Origin of the sequence: Tessaracoccus flavus (assembly GCF_001997295.1) — a bacterium.
Taxonomy (GTDB): domain Bacteria; phylum Actinomycetota; class Actinomycetes; order Propionibacteriales; family Propionibacteriaceae; genus Arachnia; species Arachnia flava.
The window spans coordinates 438,583-460,878 of sequence record NZ_CP019605.1 but is presented as its reverse complement, the minus strand read 5'-3'; the positions used below and the strand labels follow the sequence as shown (position 1 = coordinate 460,878).

General features: G+C 68.7%; 17 protein-coding genes and 1 pseudogene. 2 read left to right on the top strand and 16 right to left on the bottom strand.

Features of this window, described 5'->3' with window-relative positions:
* Positions 1–50: 50 nt before the first annotated feature.
* A complete protein-coding gene (gene purL, locus RPIT_RS01985; protein WP_077340084.1) occupies positions 51–2,306 on the bottom strand; it encodes a phosphoribosylformylglycinamidine synthase subunit PurL in 2,256 nt (751 codons plus the stop codon).
* A 212-nt stretch (positions 2,307–2,518) separates the two neighbouring features.
* Between purL and RPIT_RS15985 the strand changes: the two genes are divergently transcribed.
* The gene (locus tag RPIT_RS15985; RefSeq protein ID WP_077340082.1) at positions 2,519–5,290 is read left to right on the top strand and encodes a S8 family serine peptidase; all 2,772 of its coding nucleotides are present in this window, start codon (positions 2,519–2,521) and stop codon (positions 5,288–5,290) included.
* Between the two features lie 380 nt (positions 5,291–5,670).
* Here the strand turns inward: RPIT_RS15985 and pepN are convergent, their stop codons facing one another.
* From pepN to RPIT_RS14835, 11 genes and pseudogenes are all read right to left on the bottom strand, one after another.
* The gene (gene pepN, locus RPIT_RS01975) at positions 5,671–8,175 is read right to left on the bottom strand and encodes an aminopeptidase N (RefSeq protein WP_077340080.1); all 2,505 of its coding nucleotides are present in this window, start codon (positions 8,173–8,175) and stop codon (positions 5,671–5,673) included.
* Positions 8,176–8,260: 85 nt separating this feature from the next.
* Positions 8,261–9,094: a DUF559 domain-containing protein gene (locus tag RPIT_RS14840; RefSeq protein WP_143028300.1), complete on the bottom strand. Its 834-nt coding sequence runs from the start codon at positions 9,092–9,094 to the stop codon at positions 8,261–8,263.
* Positions 9,095–9,313: 219 nt separating this feature from the next.
* On the bottom strand, positions 9,314–9,988 hold the full coding sequence (gene purQ / locus RPIT_RS01965; RefSeq protein WP_077340076.1) for a phosphoribosylformylglycinamidine synthase subunit PurQ: 675 nt from the start codon (positions 9,986–9,988) through the stop codon (positions 9,314–9,316).
* Positions 9,988–10,227: a phosphoribosylformylglycinamidine synthase subunit PurS gene (gene purS, locus RPIT_RS01960; protein ID WP_077340074.1), complete on the bottom strand. Its 240-nt coding sequence runs from the start codon at positions 10,225–10,227 to the stop codon at positions 9,988–9,990. Before purS ends, purQ begins: the two co-directional genes overlap by 1 nt.
* Before the next feature lie 115 nt (positions 10,228–10,342).
* Positions 10,343–10,966, bottom strand: a complete 624-nt coding sequence (locus RPIT_RS01955; RefSeq protein WP_077340072.1) for a DNA-3-methyladenine glycosylase — start codon at positions 10,964–10,966, stop codon at positions 10,343–10,345.
* A complete protein-coding gene (locus RPIT_RS01950; protein WP_162274468.1) occupies positions 10,966–11,811 on the bottom strand; it encodes an aminotransferase class IV in 846 nt (281 codons plus the stop codon). Before RPIT_RS01950 ends, RPIT_RS01955 begins: the two co-directional genes overlap by 1 nt.
* 198 nt (positions 11,812–12,009) lie before the next feature.
* Positions 12,010–12,861: pseudogene (locus tag RPIT_RS01945) on the bottom strand (phosphoribosylaminoimidazolesuccinocarboxamide synthase); the annotation flags it as partial.
* Positions 12,862–12,918: 57 nt separating this feature from the next.
* The gene (locus RPIT_RS01940) at positions 12,919–13,599 is read right to left on the bottom strand and encodes a sirohydrochlorin chelatase (protein ID WP_077340066.1); all 681 of its coding nucleotides are present in this window, start codon (positions 13,597–13,599) and stop codon (positions 12,919–12,921) included.
* A gap of 547 nt (positions 13,600–14,146) precedes the next feature.
* A complete protein-coding gene (locus RPIT_RS01935; RefSeq protein ID WP_093665120.1) occupies positions 14,147–14,557 on the bottom strand; it encodes a hypothetical protein in 411 nt (136 codons plus the stop codon).
* A complete protein-coding gene (locus tag RPIT_RS01930; protein ID WP_143028301.1) occupies positions 14,557–15,054 on the bottom strand; it encodes a hypothetical protein in 498 nt (165 codons plus the stop codon). The genes RPIT_RS01935 and RPIT_RS01930 overlap by 1 nt, the downstream gene beginning before the upstream one ends.
* A gap of 455 nt (positions 15,055–15,509) precedes the next feature.
* Positions 15,510–15,839, bottom strand: a complete 330-nt coding sequence (locus RPIT_RS14835; protein WP_143028302.1) for a hypothetical protein — start codon at positions 15,837–15,839, stop codon at positions 15,510–15,512.
* 478 nt (positions 15,840–16,317) lie between these two features.
* Here RPIT_RS14835 and RPIT_RS01920 point away from each other — a divergent pair, with 478 nt between their 5' ends.
* Complete coding sequence (locus RPIT_RS01920; protein ID WP_077340058.1) at positions 16,318–17,973, top strand: long-chain-fatty-acid--CoA ligase; 1,656 nt, start codon at positions 16,318–16,320, stop codon at positions 17,971–17,973.
* A 21-nt stretch (positions 17,974–17,994) separates the two neighbouring features.
* On the opposite strand, the gene purB is transcribed toward RPIT_RS01920, so the two are convergent.
* The 4 genes from purB to RPIT_RS01900 form a co-directional block, all read right to left on the bottom strand.
* A complete protein-coding gene (gene purB, locus RPIT_RS01915; protein ID WP_077340056.1) occupies positions 17,995–19,425 on the bottom strand; it encodes an adenylosuccinate lyase in 1,431 nt (476 codons plus the stop codon).
* 201 nt (positions 19,426–19,626) lie between these two features.
* Positions 19,627–19,986: a YchJ family protein gene (locus RPIT_RS01910; protein WP_176789368.1), complete on the bottom strand. Its 360-nt coding sequence runs from the start codon at positions 19,984–19,986 to the stop codon at positions 19,627–19,629.
* A 60-nt stretch (positions 19,987–20,046) separates the two neighbouring features.
* Positions 20,047–20,904, bottom strand: coding sequence for a MaoC/PaaZ C-terminal domain-containing protein (locus tag RPIT_RS01905; protein WP_077340054.1), 858 nt, complete (start codon positions 20,902–20,904; stop codon positions 20,047–20,049).
* Positions 20,904–22,295: a 3-oxoacyl-ACP reductase gene (locus RPIT_RS01900; RefSeq protein ID WP_077340052.1), complete on the bottom strand. Its 1,392-nt coding sequence runs from the start codon at positions 22,293–22,295 to the stop codon at positions 20,904–20,906. Before RPIT_RS01900 ends, RPIT_RS01905 begins: the two co-directional genes overlap by 1 nt.
* Position 22,296: the final 1 nt, after the last annotated feature.

Genomic DNA, 22,296 nt, shown 5'->3' with positions numbered 1-22,296 from the left:
TACTCAGGGAAACGGTGAACGCAATCGCAAGCGGTCGGAGGAAACGGTTCTCAGTTCAGCGCGTTCGGGAGGGTGTCCCGCCACGCCTGCTTGGCGTCGCCGAGCGGCACCGTGAACAGGCCCACGAACTCCATCTCCGGATCGCCTGTGACCTCGCCCAACCTGGTTGAGGTCACCCCGTGTTCGGCGCACAGCGCCTCGAACTCTCCCACCTGGGCTCCGCTCAGCGAGACGACGGCGCGCGCCGCGGACTCGGCGAACAGCTGGACCGTGGGGTCGCCGTCGGGCAGCGTGACGGCGAAGCCGGCGTCGTTGCGGAAGGCGGATTCAGCGAGCGCGACGGCGAGGCCGCCCTCGCTCACGTCGTGGGCCGACGACAGGAGCCCGCGGCGCGCCGCCTCCCCCATCACGCGGGCCAGCGCCATCTCCTTATCCAGGACTACAGCCGGCGGCATGCCGCCGAGGTGCCCGTCGTGGAGCGCGCTCTCCCAGATCGAGCCCGAGAGTTCCTCCCGGGTCTCCCCGAGCAGCAGGATCGCGTCGCCCGCGTGCGTGAACGCGGAACGGTTCCGCGTGGACACGTCGTCGATGACCCCGAGCACGCCGACGGTGGGGGTCGGCAGGATCGGTGTGGCCGCCGTCTGGTTGTAGAGGCTGACGTTGCCGCCGGTCACCGGGATGCCGAGCTCGCGGCACCCGTCGACCAGCCCGAGGATGGCCTCGGCGAACTGCCACATCACTTCGGGGTCCTCGGGGGAGCCGAAGTTCAGGCAGTCGGTGATCGCCACGGGCTCCGCGCCGCTGACGGCGACGTTGCGGTACGCCTCAGCCAGCGAGTGCTGCGCGCCCAGGTAGGGGTTGAGGAAGGCGAAGCGGGAGTTGGCGTCGAGCGAGAGCGCGATGCCGAGACCCGTCTCCTCGTCGATGCGCAGCATCCCCGAATCCTCGGGCTGCGCGAGCACCGTATTGCCGCGCACGTACCGGTCGTACTGCTGCGTGACCCACGTCTTGTCCGCGACGTTGCCGTGACCCAGCACCTTGAGCACGGCGTCCCGCAGCCCGCCGGGGGTGTTGTCCCGGGGCAGATCCTCGGCACGGTTGGCGTTGACCTGATCGAGCCAGTGCGGCCGATGGTAGGGACGCTCGTAGACGGGACCCTCGTGGGCCACGGTCTTGGGGTCGACGTCGACGATCGTCTCGCCGTGCCACTGGATGATCAGCCGGTCGCCCTCGATGACCTCCCCGACGACGGTGGCCAGCACGTCCCACTTGGCACAGATCTCCATGAAGCGCTCGACGTTGGCGGGCTCCACCACCGCCATCATGCGTTCCTGCGACTCGCTCATCAGGATCTCCTCAGGCGCGAGGTTGGGGTCGCGCAGGGGGACGAGGTCGAGGTCGACGAACATTCCGCCGTCGCCGGCGGAGGCGAGCTCGGAGGTGGCGCACGAGATGCCTGCCGCGCCGAAGTCCTGAATGCCGTTGATGATGCCCGCTTGGAACAGTTCCAGCGTGCACTCGATGAGGAGCTTCTCCATGAACGGGTCGCCCACCTGGACGCTGGGGCGCTTGGCAGGGCCCGTCTCGTCGAAGGTCTCGGACGCCAGGATGGAGGCGCCGCCGATGCCGTCGCCACCGGTGGCCGCGCCGAACAGGATCACCTGGTTGCCGACCCCGGAGGCGTGTGCGAGGTGGAGGTCCTCGTGGCGCAGCACCCCGACGCACAGCGCGTTGACGAGCGGGTTGCCGAGGTAGGACGTGTCGAACTGCACCTCGCCGCCGATGTTGGGCAGGCCGAGGCAGTTGCCGTAGCCGCCGACTCCGGCGACGACGCCGGGCAGCACGCGCCGGGTGTCGGCCTCGTGGAGCGGCCCGAAGCGCAGGGAGTCCATCACGCCGATCGGGCGGGCGCCCATCGCGAGGATGTCGCGCACGATGCCGCCGACGCCGGTGGCCGCACCCTGGTAGGGCTCCACGTACGACGGGTGGTTGTGCGATTCGGCCTTGAAGGTGACCGCGTAGCCCTGGCCGATGTCGACGACGCCCGCGTTCTCACCGATGCCGGCCAGCAGCGGCCCGCGCGGGGTCTCCTGCGACAACGCGCCGAACTTCTTCAGGTGCACCTTGGAGGACTTGTAGGAGCAGTGCTCGGACCACATGACCGAGTACATCGCGAGCTCGGCGGAGGTGGGTCGGCGACCGAGGATCTCGCGGATCCTCGCATACTCGTCGTCCTTGACGCCCAGCGCCGCGTAGGGCTGCTCGACGTCAGGGGTCTGGAAAGCGTCATCAACGGTGTCTGCCACGAGGCACAATCTACCGCTGAATTCGGCTTTCGTAGATTCGCGGCCACCACCGCTCAACACCCCCGTCAGGCCCTTCTAGACCCTCCTCGTAACGGCGATGTTAAATCTCACGATGCGAAAAAAGCCTTGTCGTAGGCCCAATGCGGCTGACAGGATGCACCAATGCACCAGGGGCGACGAAGCCATCGCCCGCGTCTATCTGAGGAGTTTTCATGACGCAACCTCGACCAGCCCGCATCATGCGGGCCCTGGGTGGGAGCCTGCTGGCCGCCGCATTGTGCGCCGGCACCGTGGGCACCGCCTCCGCCGATCAGGCTCTTCCCGAGCCCATCGGCCCCGCCGCGCCCTCCGCCGAAGCCCCCTCGATCGAGGAGATGCTCGCCACCCTCGGCGACGACGTCCTCGCGGGCCGTTGGCTCGTGGAGGTTGAGGGCTCCGCCAAGATCCAGGGCGGCAACGCCGCCAAGGCCAAGCAGGCCCAGGACAAGGTTGTGGCCGCCGCCAAGGCTGAGGGCATCGCCGTCACCGTCGGCAAGAGCTACACCAACACCTGGAACGGCGTCGCCGTCTCCGCGAGCAAGGCCGACGCCGTCAAGCTCGCCGGCATCGCCGGCGTCAAGGGCGTCTATCCCGTCGTCGAGGTCACCAAGCCCGCCGAGGATGCCGCCCGGCCCGACATCGACTACGCCCGCACCCTGACCGGCGCCGACGTGGCCAACGAGGAGCTCGGCTTCACCGGCAAGGACATCAAGGTCGGCATCATCGACTCGGGCATCGACTACAACCACCCCGATTTCGGCGGCTCCGGCGTCAACGCCGAGACCAGGGACTTCCCGGGCGAGCGAGTGAAGTGGGGCCACGACTACGTCGGCGACGTCTACGACGCCAGCAGCGACGACCCGGCCATCAACACCCCCAAGCCCGATCAGTGGCCTGACGACTGTGGCGGCCACGGCACCCACGTCGCCGGCATCGTCGGCGCCGACGGCGGCGTCACCGGTGTGGCCCCCGACGTCGAGTTCGGCGCCTACCGCGTCTTCGGCTGCGACGGCTCCAGCGACTCCGAGATCATCATCGCCGCCATGGATCAGGCCTACGCCGACGGCATGGACATCGTCAACATGAGCCTCGGCGCCTCGCTGCAGACGTGGCCCACCTACCCGACCGCCACCGCGGCCGACCGCCTGGTCGATGCCGGCGTGGTCGTCGTCGTCTCGCAGGGCAACTCCGGCACCAGCGGCACCTTCTCCGGTGGCGCCCCGTCGGTGGCCCACAACGTCATCTCGGTCGGCTCCGTCGACAACTCCGAGTACATGGCCGACTACATCTCCACCGCCGGTGGCGTGGAGACCCCGTTCATGACCTCGACCGGCTCGCCCGAGCCGACCCCCGGGGCCTCCTACACCCTCGTCGCCGGTGACCCGCTGAACGCCTGCGCTCCCCTGGCCGAGGCCACGGGTGAGGGCCAGGCAGTGATCGTCGACCGCGGCACCTGCTCCTTCCACCTGAAGGCCCTGGCCGCTCAGGTGGCGGGGTACGACGCCGTCATCGTCGCCAACAACGCTCCCGGCGTCATCAACATGACCGTCGAGGGTGCGGACGAGATCACCATCCCCGCCGTCTCGGTCCTGCAGGCCGACGGCGCGGCGCTGAAGGCCGAGATCGCGGCCAACGGCGGCTCGACCACCATCGACTTCTCCGAGGAGCCCAAGCGCTTCGACAACCCGACCGGTGGCTACCAGTCCGACTTCAGCTCCTACGGCCTGGCCGCGGACCTGACGCTCAAGCCCGACGTATCCGCCCCCGGCGGCAGCATCTACTCCACCTACCCGCTGGAGAAGAAGGGCTACGCCACCCTCGGCGGCACCTCGATGGCCGCCCCGCACGTGGCCGGCGCCGCGGCGCTCCTCCTCGAGGCGCGCCCCGATCTCGACCCGTACGAGGTCCGCACCATCCTCGCCAACACCGCCAACCCGTTCACGTGGGGAACCCTCCCTGAGGCCGGCGTGGCCGAGCCCGTGCACCGTCAGGGCGCTGGCCTGATCGACATCCCGCACGCGCTGACCACCACCACGACGGTCACCCCGCACAAGATCTCGCTCGGCGAGGGTGAGGCCGGCCCGGTCACCACCACCCTGACTGTGCACAACGCCTCCGACGTCGAGGTCACCTATGCCCTCGACGTGGAGCACGGCGTGGCCACCTACGGCCCCACCGATGTCCCTGGCTTCTACGTGCTGGATGCAACCGTCGAGTTCTCCGCTGATTCGATCACGGTTCCCGCCGGCGGCACCGCCACCGCGACCGTCGTCATCAGCGAGGACTTCACCGACACCGATGACAACGGCGTCGAGTTCAAGGTCCACGGCGCCATCTACGGCGGCTGGATCACGCTGACCTCGGAGACCGAGCAGCTGGTCGTGCCGTTCGCCGGCCTCTCGGGCGACTACCAGGCTCTCCAGGCCGTGGAGCTCGCCGCGCTCACCTACCGCAACGCGAATGGCGGCCTCTCGGTCGCCGCCCCGTGGCGCACCTTCACGATGGTCGACGGCGACATCCCGCTGATCGCCCTCTACCTCGGCGTCCCGGTCTCCGGCCTGTACGTCGACGTGTACAAGGCCAACCCGGACGGCACCAAGGGCGCGAAGGTCCACTCGAACTTCATCAACTACGCCACCGAGTTCGATCTGGGCCGCATGGGCGCCGTCGCCACCATCGCGTGGGACGGCACCTATCAGGGCAACTCCGGCAACAGCAAGCTGCGTCGCGTGGCCGAGGGCAGCTACGTGCTCGAGCTCCGCGTGCTCAAGGCGCTCGGTGACCCGACCAACCCGGATCACTGGGAGACCTACGACCTGGCCCCGCTGACCATCGATTACGCCGACGGCGCCGACACCAGCGCCGGCAACGGCCCCGGTGCCGGCAACCCCAACAAGGGCAAGGACAACAACAGCGGCAAGGGCAAGGGCAAGGGCAAGCCCTGATCCGCTAGCGACCTAACTCAACCTGAAGGCCCCCACCCTCCCGGGTGGGGGCCTTCGACCGCAACGCCAACGGAAAACCGCAACGCCAACGTGGATCGGAACTCGCCGACGATAACCATCAACGCCCCTGATATCTCGGGGGCGTCGATGGGTTCCGGGGGCGAGTGGGCGTGACCGTTGGCGTTGCGGTGGGAGCCGTTGGCGTTCCGGTGAAACCGTTGGCGTTGCGGAGAGAGCCGTTGGCGTCCCCGTGGAACCGTTGGCGTCAGGGACATCGTCGGGCACTGCCACCAGATTCCGAGCCCTTACCCTCGCGCCGACTCAAGGCCGACTTCCAGGTGAGGGAAACGTGAAGTCAACCGCTCGTTCTTGCCCGCTACTCAGGAAAACGTTGCAGGGCCGACGTCGGGACCGCGACGGACGCGATCGGCGACCGCAGACTCGTGCGTGGCCTCGGTGACCAACCGACGCAAGGTGGCCGGCGCGTCCGGGTGCTCGGCCAGCCAGCGGTAGCCGTCCTCGTGACCGTCCGCGGGGAAGCCCCCGGAGACCAGACGCATCGCGATCTCGATCGGCTGGTCGCGCCACACCGATTCGAGACGCTCGAAGTAACGCTCGGCGAACGGCTGCCGCAGATGCTCCTGACCGAGAGCGTTGAAGCCCGCCAGCAGCGCCCCCACCGCGTCGTTGGTCTCACCGCCGACGGAGTGGGCGCGGCGCCACGCCTCCTCCTTGACCTCGGCGTCGGGACGGGAATGGACCGCGCGCAGGTGGGCCGTGCGGCCGGCCGCCGTGTCGTCAGCGTTCAGGGCGGCGTCGAGTTCGACGTCGGTCGCGGAGCCCTGCGTGGCCAGCGACTCCCACGCGGCCCACGAAATGTCCACCGAGACGTCGAGCCCCGGCACTTCGCCGTTGAGCACCCACCGGACGTCCTCGGGCGCGAGCGAGGCAGCGCTGAGGTAGGCCTTGGCCCAGAGCATCTGCTCGGCCGACCCGGGCTCGGCCGCCATCAGGTTGGCCCGGCAGCCGTCCCGCCAGCGGGCTTCGTGACCGTCCGAGTAGCGGTCCAGGGCAACGAGGGCTCGCTGCAGGATCGAGGCGAGGACGCCCGTCTGCCGCTCCCCGGAGCTGAGTACGGCCCCGACGAAGTCCGCTGGGGGCAGAGCGCCAGCTCTCACGTCGGCCCAGAGCGCGCTCCAGGCCACAGCGCGGGCGAGCGCCTTGAGGCTCCCGATGTGGTCGAGCAGTGTCGCCCGGCTGTGTGGGTCGAGCGACACGCGGGCGAACGTGCGGTCGAGGTCGTTGACCAGAACGACGTCGGGCGCGCGCCCTCCGACGGCCTCCGCCACCGGCGTCTCGGGTCCCTCCACCAGCACCTCGTGGCGGGCATCGAGCACCAGCCGATCGCCGTCGAGCACATAAAGGCCGACGGTGGTGGCGTGCGGTCGGTCTGCCTCCGGATCGCCCGCCCCCTCGAAGTCGCGGCGCACCAGCAGCTCCGCGATGACGCCGTCCTCCACGCGGGTCTGGGCACTCAGAGTGTCGTGACCAGCAGTGCGGAGCCAGGCCTCCACCCAGCCGCTGAGATCCCGCGCCGCCTCGGCGTCGAGGGCGGCGATGAAGTCGGCGAGCGTCGCCGCGCCGAAGGCGTGCTGGGCGAAGTAGCGGCGGCATCCGGCGAGGAAGGCGTCGAGCCCGACGTAGTGGACCAACTGTGTGAGGGCCGAGGCGCCCTTGGAGTAGGTGATGCGGTCGAAGTTCGTCTTCGCGGCCTCGAGGTCGGGGATGTCGGCGACCACCGGGTGCGTCGTCGGCATCGAATCGGCGAGGTACGCACCGACCTTCCGGTTGGACGCGAAGTTGACCCACCCCTCCTTGAAGCCGCACGCCTCCACCGAGACGTGGCTGCCCATGAACTCTGCGAAGCTCTCCTTCAGCCATAGATCGCCCCACCAACGCGGGACGACGAGGTCGCCGAACCACATGTGGCTCATCTCGTGCACGAGAGTGTTGGCCCGCGCCTGCAACTGGGCAGGGGTGGCCGGTGAGCGGAAGAGGTAGGACTCGGTGAACGTCACGAGCCCGGGGTTCTCCATGGCGCCCAGGTTGTACTCCGGGACGAAGATCTGGTCGTACTTGCCCCAGGGGTACTCGCCGAACGCCTCGGTGAACCAGTCCAGCCCCGCCTTCGTGAGCCGGAAGAGCTCCTCGGCGTCGAGGTAACGCGCCATGCTCTGGCGGCACAGCAGAGCGAGCTCGATCTTGCCGCGCCACGTGTCGTCGACCCGGTGGTAGGGGCCGGCGCACAGACAGGTGATGTAGGTCGAGAGGGTGGGCGTTGGGGAGAACTCCACGCGGACGACACCCGGCTCCACCTCCTCGCGCGACGCCTCGGGCTGGTTGGACCCCAGCCACCAGTCCGACGGGCCGGTGAGCGAGAAGGTGAAGGGAGCGCGCATGTCGGGCTGCTCGAAGTTGGGGAACACGCGGCGTGCGTCGGCCGGCTCATACTGGGTGTAGAGGTAGGTCTCACCGTCGGCCGGGTCGACGAAGCGGTGGAGCCCCTCCCCCGTGCGCGAATAGTGGCCTCGCCCCCGCACCGTGACCGCGCATCGTTCGGCCGGCAGGCCGGTCAGCTGGATGCGGGCGCCGTCGTGGTGGAACGGCCAGGCTTCGCCGTCCACCAGTACGTCGTCGACCTCGCCGATGAAGTCGACCCACGTGTCCGGCTTCGCAGTGGTGAGCTCAATCGTCGAGGTCACGCGGAACGTCTGCGACGCCTGGTCGCGCGCGTCGCGGACGTCGACGTCGACGGTGTACGAGTGCACGTTGACGGCGGAGGCGCGGTGGGCGGTTTCTGCCTGGGTGAGGTTCGCTGACGACATGGTCACCATCCAAGCACGTCCCGAGAGGTGCCATTCAGCGACATGTACGACCACTATGGTCGCGCGTGTCGCCAAACTGACCCTTTCAGCGCGCCCGATGGCCGCGACGTCGAACAATCGACTGCAGGTCACCCAGAATGGTGGGCCACTTGTGCAACACGTCCCACCACGTGACGCGGATGGTCACATATCCTTGCGCGGCGGCGCTGAGGTCCCGACGACGGTCATTCCGGAAGCCATCAACGTGGCCATGGAACTCGAAGCCGTCCACTTCGAGGATGAGTTTCTCACCGATGAGAAAATCCACGCGCCCAATGCCGTCCAGCACTACCTGCACTCGAAATCCGATCCCGGCGCTCCACAACAGGTGACGAACCACGGACTCGAGAGCCGACTCTACGGTCCCATCCGCCACCGCGACCGCCGTCCGCTTCCGCGCGGAGCATTGGGCCAGAACGTGCTCCAATTCGTGGTCGGGCAGAAGCCGACGGCGACGGATGTCGTCCGCTGCGATCACTCCGTGAACGGCTGGATGGCAGGTGAGGGCCGCCGAGAGCGCAGTGGCGAGCGGCACCACCAGCCGCCCCTCGGCCCCTCCGAACCGACCCCGGCAATCACACCCGTTCTCCGGTAATGGATAGGTGGACCGTGCCTTCCTCGGACGAAGCAGATGGATGCTCCTGTCTGGGTAGGTCCACACGCCGTGCTCACGCAAGGCACTGAGGCAGGTCAGCGAACCGCCCGACCGAACTGCAGCCTTCACTGCATCGGGGACTTGCCCATCAACGACGTGCAGCCGCCCGACGCTGATGTACTCACGCCGATCGAGCGAAGCACGAAAACTTGACGCTGACACGCCGAGCTCGCGCAACTCCGCACGCGAGAAGACTCCTCGCTCTGCGCCATCCAGATATCGCATTCAACCGATCTTGGAGCGCCGCAGGGGCCAGGCCACCGACCTCCCAGTTGTCGGACTACACCAGAGGCGATACGGCCCACACCCGAGGCAGGTGGGACAACACCTACCGCAGAAGGCTAGATGAGGTCGAGCCTCCCGAAGGGTGCAGTTCGGTGACATGTACGACCACTATGGCCGTGCGTGTCACCGAATTGACCCTTTCGAGGCCTCCTGCGCCGACTAGACGCGGGTGCCGAGGAAGGAGATGACCGACTCGAAGAACTTCTGTCCGTCGAGCGACGGCGAGGTGAGGTCCTCGACGTTGTGTTCAGGGTGCGGCATGAGCCCGACGACGTTGCCGCGCTCGTTGGTGATGCCCGCAATGTCGTTGGCCGAACCGTTCGGGTTGTCCAGGTAGCGGAACACCACCTGATCGTTCTCCTCCAGCTTGCGGAGGGTCTCCGGCGAGGCCTGGAAGTTGCCCTCCCCGTTCTTCAGAACGATCGTGATCTCGTCGCCCTTGGCGAACGCGCAGGTCCACGTGGTGTCGATGGTCTCCACCCGCAGCCGCTCGTCGCGGCAGATGAACTGCTGGTTGGCGTTACGGATCATTGCGCCCTCGAGCAGGTGCGCCTCGCAGAGCAACTGGAATCCGTTGCAGATGCCGAGCACCGGCATCCCCTTGCGTGCAGCGTCGATGACCGTGTCCATGACCGGGCTGAACCGCGCGATGGCGCCGCAGCGAAGATAGTCGCCGTAGGAGAAGCCGCCTGGCAGGACGATGGCGTCGACGCCCTCGGTGGAGTCAGAGCCGTGCCAGAGCGGGACCGCTTCGGCGCCAGCCAACCGCACCGCGCGGAGGGCGTCATGGTCGTCCAGGGACCCGGGAAAGGTCACGACACCGATCCGTGGCATCAGTCGGCCACCACGTCGAACGACTCGATCACCGTGTTAGCGAGCAACGTCTCCGCCGCCTCCTCGATACGGGCCAGCAGCTCCGGCGTCAACTCGCCGTCGACCTCAATCTCGAAGCGCTTGCCCTGGCGGACGCTCATGCCGTCGAATCCCAGGCGGCGGAGGGCGCCGGTGACGGCCTTCCCCTGCGGATCAAGGATCTCGGGCTTCGGCATGACGTTGACAACGACGCGTGGCATGGCCCGAATCCTAGTCGCGCAGGGCGGCAAATGGCCAAAGTCTTGCAAGGGCCCGCCGCTACAGCGACGGGGCCCCTAGCTCGTGAGGGTCGGACAGGCCGGATTAAGCGAGTAGTCAGCGGGGGCGCGAGACCGTCGGATCGTCGGCGATGGAGAACCGCAGTGGGAAGTCGCGGGCGGCGCCGACGCCGATGCGCGGACCGGACACGATCGTCGGGGCGGGCCCTGAGCGTGGGAGCAGCGTGATGCCGCTCGAGCCGTCGAGTGCGGCACCGTTGTCGTCCAGCGTGATCCCGAGCGCCACCGTAAGTCGGGCGGGGCCGGACGCCAGGTCGAGGTCGGTTCGGGTGACGCCGCGCTCGGAGCGGCGGGCGCGGGCGATGTCCGCCCCGTCGATGACCTCGCCCGCGCGGATGAGCAGCCCGGTGGGGGTCCCGGGCGGACCCACGACGGCGTTGAAGCAGGTGTGCAGACCCATGTGGCGGTAGACGTAGGCGTGCCCGGCGGGGCCGAACATCGCCTGGTTGCGTGCGGAGGGTCCGCGGTAGGCGTGGGAGGCGGGATCGTGTGGGCCGGCGTACGCCTCGACCTCGGTGATCCGGAGCGTGACGGGTCCGGGGTCGCGGTCGACGGTCAGGTGCCCACCGAGAAGCGCCCGTGCCTCCTTCGCCACGGAGTCCAGGGCCTGCAGCGCGTCGAGTGGGAGCTCGGTGAAGCTGACGTCGCGTGGGATGAGCATCAGGCCTCGGGGACGTCGAGGATTCGCCGGAGTGCGCCGTCGAGGGGCGACGCAGGGAGCGGTTTGCCGTCGGCCTCGTTGACGCTGGCGATGAGGCGTCCGCTGGAGAGCAGCCACGCGCCGCGCGCTCGCCACAGGTCGTCGACGGTCAAAGCCCCGACCTTGACCTCCAGCCCCGCCGCGGGGGCCTTCTCGAGCAGTTCCGCGATCGTGATCGAACGCAGAATGCCGTCAAGGGGCGGGGTGTGCAGGACGCCGTCGAGATCGAGCACGACGCTGGACGTGGGGCCTTCGAGAATGGCGCCGGACGGGGTGACGAAGATGACGTCGTCGGCCCCGTTGGCGATGGCATAACGCTTGGCCGCCATGTTGATGCCGTAGGAGAGCGACTTGGCGCCAGGGAGGAGCCACGGGAGGTCGACGATGCCGTTGCCCTCGAACCCGCGGTCGAGGAGAAGAACGCGGACGCCCTCGTAGCGTTCGCGACGCGTCGCCGCGTCGAGGGGCGCGGCCAGCACGTAGCCGTTGCCCTGGCCGCCTGCAGGGCCGCGGGTCTGGATGAGGCGCAGCACCGCCTCCGGCTCCGCCTGCCAATCCCAGGCCTGGAGGACCGCGTCGACGGCGCGCCGGTAGCCGGCTTCGTCGGGCGCGGGGAGGGCGAGGATCTTGGCGGAGTCGGCCAACCGCCCGAGATGCTCGTCCAGGTCGCGGGCGATCCCGTTGGCGGCCAGCAGGGCGTCGAAGACGCCGTCGCCGCGGACCACGCCGTCGTCGTCGGCCCGCACGATGGGCGTGGAGGGGTCGACAAGTGAGCCGTCGAGGAGGGCAAGCATGCGTGTGGCCATGCGCCCGACCATACCCGCCCCCGCCGCCCACTGGGCGTGGGGGACGGGTCGACCCACCGACGCCCTGAGTCCACCCGATTCACCCTGAAAAAACGCGCCTCGGCCGCCATATGCGCCTTCGCACCTCATTTCTTCAGGACGAACGCAAAGGCTCGGCGTGCGGACAGGTCGTCCCTAACGCGGAGGGCTGAAGTCTGTACCTGTCAGACGTCGGTAGGCCTCGAGGTAGCGCTCGCGAGTGGCGGCGACCACGTCGTCGGGAAGCGCAGGCGGCGGGGTGTCGGACGACCTGTCCCAGCCCGAGTCGCGGGCGAGCCAGTCGCGCACGTACTGCTTGTCGAAGCTGGGCAGCGACTCTCCCGGCTGCCACAGTGCGGCGTCCCAGAAGCGGGACGAGTCCGGGGTCAGGACCTCGTCCGCCAGCACGAGCGTGCCGTCTGGACGTCGGCCGAACTCGAACTTCGTGTCGGCGAGGATGATTCCCCGCTCCGCCGCGATGCCCGCGGCGCGGGTGTAGATCGCGAGCGTCAACCGACGCAGTTCCTCGGCGAGCGCCGAGCCGTGAAGGTCGACGATGGTCGCGAAGTCGACGTTCTCGTCGTGCTCGCCGAGCCGGGCCTTGATGGCGGGAGTGAAGATGGGTTCCGGGAGCTTGTCCCCGTCACGGAGACCCTCGGGCAGAGCGACCCCGCAGACCGTGCGCGACTCCTGGTACTCGGCCCAGCCGGATCCGGTGAGGTAACCGCGTGCCACGCACTCAACCTCCACCATCTCCAGCGGCTCCACCCAGAGCGCCCGGCCGGCGACGGCGGGCGGTACCTCGGCGCTGAGGACGTGGTTGGGCACGAGATCGGAGAGCTGATCAAACCACCAGAGGCTGAGCTGCGTGAGGATTGCCCCCTTGTCGGGGATCAGCATGCTCAGAACGTGGTCGAACGCGGAGATGTTGTCGGTGGCCACCATGAGGATGCGGTGGTCGTCCGCGTAGAGTTCGCGCACCTTGCCGGCATGGCGAAGGGGCAGTCCGACGAGTTCCTGGAACTGGCTCACGCAACGCAGCCTACCGAGGGCCGCGACGACTCTCAGAGGTCGTCCGCCACGGATCGCTCAGGCGGAGCGGGCGACCACCAGGTCGGCGAGTGCCTGAGTTGTGGCGAGTGACCCGGGCACCATGCCGACTTGGGCATCACGGCAGCGCATCGCAAGCTCCCGCCGTCGGCGGACATCCATGAGCGACAGCGGCACGGCAACCACCCTCTCGCATCGCGCACGCAGCTGACCGATGACCGCTTCGAGGTCGTTGGTGTCGGATACGGACGCCACCGCCCACGCTCTGTACCCGTCCTGGCCAGTGTTGAATACCCGTTGGATGGCCGTCCTGTCGGAGGCCCCGAACCGCTGGTCAAGGAGAGCCACAACGCCGGTGTCACGGGAGGGCCGCACGTCGGCCGCCGAGAGCAGCTCTTCACAGGCGTGGAGCAGCCTGGGGTCCGGGCCAAGTGGTGGGGCAACCTTGATATCCGCCCCGCCGGCTCCCAGCCGGCGGGCCACCTCGGACAGCTCCGTGTGGAGTTCATCACTGGGTGTGACCATGATCGGCACGACGACGGCGCGGTGCCGGAGCTCGGCCGCCAGGTCGTCGGGCGACGGGCTGTGGTGGTCGAGGAAACAGGCCCCGACGCCGCGCCCCGACCGCACGCGATCCCGCACCCGGTCTGCCAGCAGCTCGACATCGGCGGCATGCCGCGGGTCGCTGGAGCCGCGGGCGATGATGACGATGTCGGGCATACGATCAACCTACGCTTCGCCTCCGACAAGCCCCTAACGCTTGTTGACGGCGACCGTTCTCACCCCCGAAAGTGTCAACTTTCGGAGACCTCCAATCCCCGAGCGTCCGTCCACCGTGATCCCTGAGCTTGTCGAAGGGTAACGGCTCCGCTACAACCGTCGCCCCCAGCCACAGGGCGGCGAGCAGGATCAGGGCCGCAACCCTTCGACAAGCGCAGGGAACAGGCTCGAATCGCTCCCTGAGCAGTGACGAGCGCTCTGCGCGAGGAGCGTCCGTCGAAGGGTAACGGCCCAGCCACCTACCGCCGCCCCCGGCCTCAGGGCGGCGACCTGGATCAAGGCCGTGACCCTTCGACAAGCTCAGGGAACAGGCTCGAATCGATCCCTGAGCAGTGACGAGCGCTCCGCGCGAGGAGCGTCCGTCGAAGGGTAACGGCCCAGCCAACTACCGCCGCCCCGGCCATAGGGCGGCGAGCAGGATCAAGGCCGTTACCCTTCGACAAGCTCAGGGAGCACGGACGACAAGCTCAGCGAGCAGGATCGGTGATCAGCCTGACTCCGTGCCGTTGAGGGTCCTGACGGCCCGGGCCGAACCAGACACGTCGAACCCGATCTCATGGATACCGATCAGCCCGAGGAAAACAGTGTCGTAGGTGGACGAGATCCGGACCGTGGCCGTTGAGCCCCCAGACACCGTGACCGCGGCGCTGTAGCCGCTCACGTTGGCGAAGTTGAGAGCCGCCGATCTGGCCCGCGGCACGTCCAGCACTGGCCCCGCGGGTCCGATGACAATCTCGTGCGTCGCCGCCCTGGCGGCCTCCGCGGCGATTGCCCGAGCCTCCTGCGCGGCTGTCGCGTGGCCGGAGAAATCCACGCCAATGCCCACGGCCACGATGAAAGCGGGCAAAGCCATTGCGGTCCACACCGACAGCGCCAGACCACGCTCGTCTAGTCTCATCAGGCCCCGGCCAGGTTGACCGACTGCATCTCCCCGACGATGACCTCGGCCGACCGACGCACCTCCAGGGGGATCGTGCCCGAGTACCCCGCAGCAGACCAGTCGATGGACCAGTCCGTGCTGGCCGTCACGGTGTAGCGACCCTCGGAGTCGTAGACATACCCGCAGTCGGGCGACGGCACATTGCGGCCGCCGGTCCCTGCCATCGTCCAGCGGGTCCCCTGCCCGCAAGAGACCGTGGCGCCGTCGCCCATGCTCCAGGTGACCTGGGACGATGACGCGTTCAGCGACACCGTGATGCCGGCGGCCGTGGCGCTGGTGCTCATCGTCCCCCACTGGGTGGACGACGGTGACTCGGCCCACAGCCAGGTGTTCCAGCCGACCACGCTCATCCGGGCGGCCGTGTCGCCGCGCGGATGGATGCCGAGGTCGATGGCCTCGATCCCGATCGACGCGGCCGCCTGCCGAGCAGCGGCTTCCGCCTCAGCCCGCGTCACCACGTCCGCCTCCGGAGCCGACGGCAACCACCGCATGAATCGCGAGCCAGCGTCGGGGTCAAGCGAGCCATTCGGGCTCGTGCAGAGGTAGATCGAACCACTGGCGCGCCCCTCCCAAATAGGGTGGCTACGGGCCGGTTGGTTCTCAGCCGGGATACACCAGGCTCCTGCGATCGAACTCCACACGCCGTGTGGTGTGTCGCATGGGAGCACTCGCCCTAGGAACTTGCAGGCTCGACTGCTGCTCGGCCCCTTGACTGCCTGCGAATCGGAGGCTCCCTGAGCTGAGCTCTTCGGTTGAGCAGTCGCTCCGGTTCCGCCTGCCAAATTAACAACGACGTTCTCCTGAGAGCCTCCTACGGCCAACCTCGACCAGTCATCATCAGCCGTAGCGCTCTGGCTAGCAACCGCCAGACTGATACCCATAGCCACCGCAACAAGACATCTTGTAGGGCTCAGCATGAACTCTCCCGGTTACGAATGGACGCGATGCGCCAACGGCCGTCCGATCCTCTCTCAAGCGTTGCTTGCTCCTCCATGTTCGATAGGGATCGGGGGATGACTTCGCCACTCTCGGAATCCTGGACCTGCAAACCACTCCTATCGAAGCAATAGGCGACCAGCGCCGAGTCCACGGCACCACTATCGGGGTGCGGGATAGTGACCACCACATCACGGAAACGAAATCCTTCAGTGAGTACCTCATTGGCCCCGCGAAGCCGCTGGACCTGCCCCAGTGTTTCTGGCAATTCCTCATCGGTGACCAACATCGTCAATTCGGTCAAGTCGCCCAGCCCAGGGTCCGCCGCGTACTTTGCGAACTGGGTGTAGTACTCCGTCCACGCCGCTCGGACGGCTGCCTGTTCGGGCGACTCCGTGGCCGGCGGCGGGGGGAACGACTCCACGGCGGTCGGCGAGGGCGAGGGGCTGGGGGTCGCGACAGCCGACGGAGCCGACGTCGTCGGGCTCGGGGACGGGGTTGACACGGTCGAAACCGTGGAAGTGGGAGGGAGGCTCGTCTGAACCGGCTCCTCGGGCGTGCACGCCACGAGCAACCCCACGCACATCAGCGACAGCGCGATCCTTCGCATTACGCATCCCCTCTCTCCGGACCCCGACATTCAAGCAAGCGAACGGGCCGTCCAACAGTGCGAGCTGGGCATCTGTGGATAACGTCGGGGCATTCAGTCAACTTTCGGAGACCCCGACCCGCGCGGGGCACCGCGGTAACAGTGACCCGAAACTCGTCGGTAGGCTTCTCGCATGAGCACAACGCCAGACTGGATCCGTTTCTACCAAGACGGCGTTCCCGCCGAGATCGAGCTGCCCACCGAGTCACTGACCGCGATGTGCGAGCGCTCCTGCGCGGGAGCCGCGGACAAGGTGGCCACCGAATTCTTCGGCGCCACCATGACGTACGCCCAGCTGGGCGAGCGCATCGCCCGAGCAGCCGAGGGGCTCCGGAGGCTCGGCGTCGGAGCGGGAGACCGGGTCGCGATCCTGCTACCCAACTGCCCGCAGCACCTCGTCGCGTTCTACGCCGTGCTGCGCCTCGGGGCGGTCGTCTGCGAGCACAACCCACTCTCCACCGAGCGGGAACTGGCGGAGGTCTTCACCGATCACGGCGCACAGGTCGCCGTGGCGATGGACTCCGTGGCGCAGCGGGTGAAGGCGGCCGCGCCTGCTATCACGGTGGTGGCGGTCAACCTCGTCGAGGCGTTTCCGACCGTCAAGCGACTGGCGCTGAGCCTCCCGATCCCGAAGTTGAAGAAGCAGCGCGCCCTGCTGACCTCGGGCGACCGCGGCGACGTCACGTGGCGCGAGCTCGTGGCCAATGACCCCATCGACGACGGCCACCCGCGCCCCGACGTGCACGACCTCGCGGCCATCCAGTACACGAGCGGCACCACCGGGCTGCCGAAGGGCGTCATGCTCAGCCACTTCAACATGTACTGCAACGCGCTGCAGGGCGTGGCCTGGATGCACGGCGCGCGCGACGGCGAGGAAGTCAGCTACGCCATGCTGCCGATGTTCCACGCGTTCGGGCTGGTCCTGTACGTCACATTCGGCGTCTACAAGCGCGCCCACCAGGTGCTGTTCCCCCGCCCCGACACCGACCTGGCGCTGGCCGCCATGAAGAAGCGGCCCCCGACCATCTATTGCGCAGTCCCGCCGATCTACGAGAAGACCGCCAAGGGGGCCGCCGAGAGGGGCGTCTCCCTCAAGGGCGTGCGCTGGTGCATCTCTGGGGCGATGACGCTGCCCGACGACGTCGTCGAGCTCTGGGAGTCGGTCTCTGGAGGTCGGTTGGTCGAGGGCTATGGGCTCACCGAGTGCGCGCCCATCGCCATGGGCAATCCGTTCAGCGCCAGCCGCAAGACCGGCACCATCGGCATCCCCTTCCCGTCCACTCTGCGGCGTGTGGTCGACGAGGACGGCGTCGACGTCGCCCCGGGTGAGCCCGGCGAACTCTGGGTCCGCGGCCCCCAGGTCTTCCAGGGCTACTGGAACAACCCCGAGGCCACCGCTGAGGCGCTGACCGACGACGGCTGGCTGCGCACCGGCGACATCGTGACGCTCGACGATGACGGTTTCGCGACGATCGTCGACCGCAAGAAGGAGATCATCATCACCGGCGGCTTCAACGTCTCGCCCAGCGAGGTCGAGCGCGTGCTGCGCGAGCATCCCGGTATCGAGGACGTCGCCGTGGTCGGCATGCCGCGCGAGCAGGGCGACGAGGAGATCGTCGCGGCCGTCGTGGCCCCGCACGGCGTCGACACCGGAGAGGTACGCGAGTGGGCGAAGCAGCGCCTCTCGCGGTACAAGGTGCCGCGCCGGATCGTCGTCGTGGCTGAGCTGCCGAAGTCGCTCATCGGGAAGGTGCTGCGCGGACAGGTGCGCGAGCAGCTGGCCGACTGACGGGGCCGGTCGAAGCCCGACCTACAGCACCGACCCCGGTCGGTAGGACGCGGCCTCGGGGTCGGCCGCCACGACGTCGGCCACGCGCTCCGCGATGCGTGCGACCTGGGCCTGCGCGGTGCCGGCCAACTCCAGCGGGCTGCCGACCAGCGCCTCCAACTCCTCACGGCTCAGCCCCAGCCGCTCGTCGGCGGCGAGGCGGTCGAGGAGATCGTTGGTGCGGGCGCCCTTGCGCAGGTCCAGGGCGACGGCGACGGCGTGCTCCTTGATGGCTTCGTGCGCCACCTCCCGACCCACCCCGCGGCGGACCGCGGCCATGAGGACCTTCGTGGTGGTGAGGAACGGCAGGTAGCGGTCCAGCTCAGCCTCGATGACGGCGGGGAAGGCGCCGAAATCGGCGAGCACGGTGAGGAAGGTCTCGAACAGCCCGTCCAGCGCGAAGAAGGCGTCGGGCAGGGCGACGCGGCGCACCACCGAGCACGAGACGTCCCCCTCGTTCCACTGGTCGCCCGCCAGCTCGCCGACCATCGACACGTAACCGCGCAGGATCACGGCCAGACCGTTGACCCGCTCGCACGAGCGCGTGTTCATCTTGTGGGGCATCGCCGAGGAGCCCACCTGTCCCTCTTTGAAACCCTCGGTGACCAGTTCGAGCCCGGCCATGAGCCGGATCGTGGTGGCCACGTTCGACGGCGCCGCGGCGATCTGCGCCAACGCGGTGACCGCGTCGTAGTCGAGCGACCTCGGGTACACCTGTCCCGTGGAGGTGAGCACGTCAGCGAAGCCGAGTTCAGCGGCGATCCGGCCCTCCAGCTCGGCGAGCCTTCCGGCGTCCCCGCCGAGGAGATCCAGCATGTCCTGCGCAGTGCCGACCGGTCCCTTGATGCCTCGCGCCGGATAGCGGCCGATCAGATCGTCGAGGCGCCCGAGCGCCACCAGGAGCTCGTCGGCCGCCGTCGCGAAACGCTTGCCGAGCGTCGTCAGCTGTGCCGCGACGTTGTGGGAACGCCCGGTGAGGGGCTGGTCGGCGTACTGCGTCGCGAGCCGCGCAAGCTGGGCGAGCGCCGCGACCACCCGAACGCGGACGAGCCGAAGGGACTGGAGCACCTGCAACTGCTCGATGTTCTCGGTGAGGTCCCGGGACGTCATTCCTTTGTGGATGTGCTCGTGGCCCGCCAGGTCGTTGAACTCTTCGATGCGCGCCTTGACGTCGTGCCGGGTGACGCGCTCGCGGGCGTCGATCGAGGCGAGATCTACCTGCTCGACGACAGCCTCGTAGGCCGCGATGACCGCGTCCGGATCCGCTCCGCCGAAGTCGACGCCGAGGTCCCGCTGCGCGCGCAGGACGGCGAGCCAGAGCTTGCGCTCGGAGACGATCTTGGCCTCGGGGGCCCAGATGTCGCGCATCTGGGTGGAGGCATATCGGTTGGCCAGCACATTGGGAACGCTCATGGCTGAAGCCTAGGACCGGGCGCGGGGATAGCGGAAAAGTTGGCGTCGGCATCCCGATCGCTGACACGGCCCCCTTGGGCCCTCGGTGCTTGCTCCATGAGCTTGTCGGAGGGTCCCGCTCGCCTCGCCCCCTGGGGTCGGGGGCGGAGCGCAGTCACGAGGCCGTTACCCTTCGACAAGCTCAGGGACCAGGCGACAAGCTCAGGGCGTGGCAGCGTCGAGGTAGAACCAGCGGCCGGCGCGGCGCGCGAACCGGGACCGTTCGTGCAACACCCCACCGGCGTGGTGGGCGTCGAACTCGACGACCCCCTCCGCGTCGTCCTCTCCCCCGCCGACGACGTCGAGCACCTCGAGGCGGAGCCACTCGACGCCAGCAGCGTCGACGGAGGCGGGTCTGGTGCGCGGATGCCAGGTGCGCCACAGGTGGTCGCTGTCCCCGAAGACGAACGCGCTGTACCGCGACCTCATGAGCGCCTCGGCGGTCCCCGCCTGGCGCGTGCCCGCGAGAAGCGGGCCGCAGCACTCATCCCAGGAGCCGCCTCCACACGGACAATCAGCCATGATCACCTGCTCTCCCGCCCGCCGGGACACGGGCGGTCACCAGTGTGGCAAGGATCGGCGTCAGCCGGTGAGTTCGCCCACCAGATGCGGCTTGCCGTCCTTGTTGACGACGGCGAAGCGCCACCCGTCCCCCTCCCGCTCGGAGGCGAACCCCACCTTGCCCGGCAGGAAGATCGGCTTGGCGAATTGCACCCTCACCGAGTAGGCCTCCGGCAGCTTGCCCCCGAGGGCGGCGACGGCGCGGGCGTGGGTCCACATGCCGTGGATGATCGGGCGGGGGAAGCCGAACAGCCGTGCGGTCAGCGGAGTCAGATGGATCGGGTTGGCGTCACCCGAGACGTCGGCGTACTGCCTGCCCAGGTCCGGGCCCAGCCGCCACTGCTGCGACGGCGTAACGTCGGGGGCCTCGAGCCGGACGGCGGGAGGGGCCTCCCCCGACATCTTCACTCCGGTGGCGAGGTAGGTGGACGTGCCGTCCCACACCAGTTCATCTCCGGCGTGGACCTCGCCGCGCATGGCGTAGGTGGCCCCCTTCGCGTGGGGCTGGAGGTCCTCTGCTCTCACCGAGATGCGCAGCTTCTCCCCCACCGCGACGGGGCGGTGCAGGGTCATCTCGTTCGTGACGTGCACGAGACCGGCCAGCGGGAACGGGAAGTCCTCGGCGGCCATCAGCTCGGTCTGCAGCGGGAAGGTCAGGACGTGCAGCCACGTGGCGGGCACGGAGTCGCGCAGCGCGAAGCCGGTGACGCGGGCGTAGTCCGCGAGCCCGAGCACGCTCTGGGTGTGGTCGAGGACCATCAGCGTGCGGTCGGGGAGCTGCGATCGCTCCCCCGGCCGCTTGAGCAGGCCCTTGGCAGCCTTCAGCCACAGCCCCTCCACCTTCGGCAGGGTCGGCAGCACCTGAACATCGCGCGACATCAGGCGCCCACCAGGTTCTGGCCGCAGACTCGGATGACCTGGCCGTCGACACCCCCGGACGCCGGCCCGCACAGGTAGGCGAGGGTCTCGGCGACGTCGACGGGCTTGCCACCCTGGTTGAGCGAGTTGGTGCGGCGGAAGATCTCCCGCTGCACGAACGGGATGGCGCCGGTCATCTCGGTCTCGATGAAGCCCGGTGCCACCGCGTTGACCGTGATCGGGCGGTCGGCAAGCTCGTCCTTCATCGCCCAGACCAGGCCCATGACACCGGCCTTCGAGGCCGCGTAGTTCGTCTGTCCCTTGTTCCCCGCGACCCCGGAGGTGGAGGCGATGCCCACGATCCGGGCGCTGGTGTCCAGCCCGCCCGGGGCATCCGGGTTGCTGAGGAGGAAGTCGTTGATGCGCATCTCGGCGGCCAGGTTGACGTCGAGGACGGAGGCCCAGAGCTTCTCGTCGAGGTTGGCGAGCATCTTGTCGCGCGTGATCCCGGCGTTGTGGACGATCGCCCAGATCCGCTTCTGCGCGCCGTGCACGCGGGCCACGTGGCCGGCGATCTTCTGGCCGGCGTCGGCGGCGGTGATGTCGAGCTGAAGGGCCGACCCACCGATCTCGTTGGCCACCTTGGCAAGGGCATCGCCGGCGGCGGGGATGTCGACGGCCACGACCGTCGCGCCGTCGCGGGAGAAGGTTCGCGCGATGGCCGCTCCGATCCCGCGGGCGGCTCCCGTCACCACCACGACCCGGCCGTCGAAGGGACGGTCGGTGAGGTCGTGGGGGTCCTTGGACGGGCCCACCCGCCACGCCTGACCGCTGACGAAGGCCGAGCGGCCCTCGAGCAGGAACGACAGGGTGGACGCAAGGTCCGCGGCAGTCGTACCGGGCTTGACGAAGACGAGGTTCGACGTCGACCCGTCGCGGAGCTCCTTGCCGACAGTGCGGTTGATGCCGTCGATGCCCTGCGCAACGGCCTTCGCCTCCAGCCCCTCCACGCCCGTGGCGTCTGTGGCGAGGATGATGATGCGACCGGACTTCTCCAGCCCGCGCATCGCTGGGCGCAGCGCCTGGCGGATCCCCTCGAGCTCGGTGATGCGGCGCACCCCGGTGGCGTCGACGACGACCGCGCCCGGTCTGGTCTGGTACCGCGGCGGCTGCATCCGGCCCTTGTCGTCCTTCGTGCGGGCATCGGCCACGTCGAGCAGCGGCTCCACGGTCGAGACGCCGAGCAGCTGCAGGCACTCGGCCGCCAGCCCGCCGCCGCCGAGTTCGGCCAGCGCGACCGGCCCCGACGGCATGGTGCGCCCCCGACGAAGCGTCGGCGGTTCGCTGAGTCCGGCCTTCTTGGCCACAAACTTTCCGGCCGGGGTGCCGTAGATCATCTCGAGAATGCTCATC

Excerpts from the sequence above, each read along its gene's own strand:
- RPIT_RS01935 (WP_093665120.1), bottom strand. The coding sequence starts at position 14,557 with ATGAGACTAGACGAGCGTGGTCTGGCGCTGTCGGTGTGGACCGCAATG.
- RPIT_RS15985 (WP_077340082.1), top strand. The coding sequence starts at position 2,519 with ATGACGCAACCTCGACCAGCCCGCATCATGCGGGCCCTGGGTGGGAGC.
- RPIT_RS01920 (WP_077340058.1), top strand. The coding sequence starts at position 16,318 with ATGAGCACAACGCCAGACTGGATCCGTTTCTACCAAGACGGCGTTCCC.
- RPIT_RS01955 (WP_077340072.1), bottom strand. The coding sequence starts at position 10,966 with ATGCTCATCCCACGCGACGTCAGCTTCACCGAGCTCCCACTCGACGCG.
- RPIT_RS01910 (WP_176789368.1), bottom strand. The coding sequence starts at position 19,986 with ATGGCTGATTGTCCGTGTGGAGGCGGCTCCTGGGATGAGTGCTGCGGC.
- purB (WP_077340056.1), bottom strand. The coding sequence starts at position 19,425 with ATGAGCGTTCCCAATGTGCTGGCCAACCGATATGCCTCCACCCAGATG.
- pepN (WP_077340080.1), bottom strand. The coding sequence starts at position 8,175 with ATGTCGTCAGCGAACCTCACCCAGGCAGAAACCGCCCACCGCGCCTCC.
- RPIT_RS01905 (WP_077340054.1), bottom strand. The coding sequence starts at position 20,904 with ATGTCGCGCGATGTTCAGGTGCTGCCGACCCTGCCGAAGGTGGAGGGG.
- purQ (WP_077340076.1), bottom strand. The coding sequence starts at position 9,988 with ATGCCACGGATCGGTGTCGTGACCTTTCCCGGGTCCCTGGACGACCAT.
- RPIT_RS01950 (WP_162274468.1), bottom strand. The coding sequence starts at position 11,811 with ATGGCCACACGCATGCTTGCCCTCCTCGACGGCTCACTTGTCGACCCC.
- RPIT_RS01940 (WP_077340066.1), bottom strand. The coding sequence starts at position 13,599 with ATGCCCGACATCGTCATCATCGCCCGCGGCTCCAGCGACCCGCGGCAT.
- RPIT_RS01900 (WP_077340052.1), bottom strand. The coding sequence starts at position 22,295 with ATGAGCATTCTCGAGATGATCTACGGCACCCCGGCCGGAAAGTTTGTG.
- RPIT_RS14840 (WP_143028300.1), bottom strand. The coding sequence starts at position 9,094 with ATGCGATATCTGGATGGCGCAGAGCGAGGAGTCTTCTCGCGTGCGGAG.
- purS (WP_077340074.1), bottom strand. The coding sequence starts at position 10,227 with ATGCCACGCGTCGTTGTCAACGTCATGCCGAAGCCCGAGATCCTTGAT.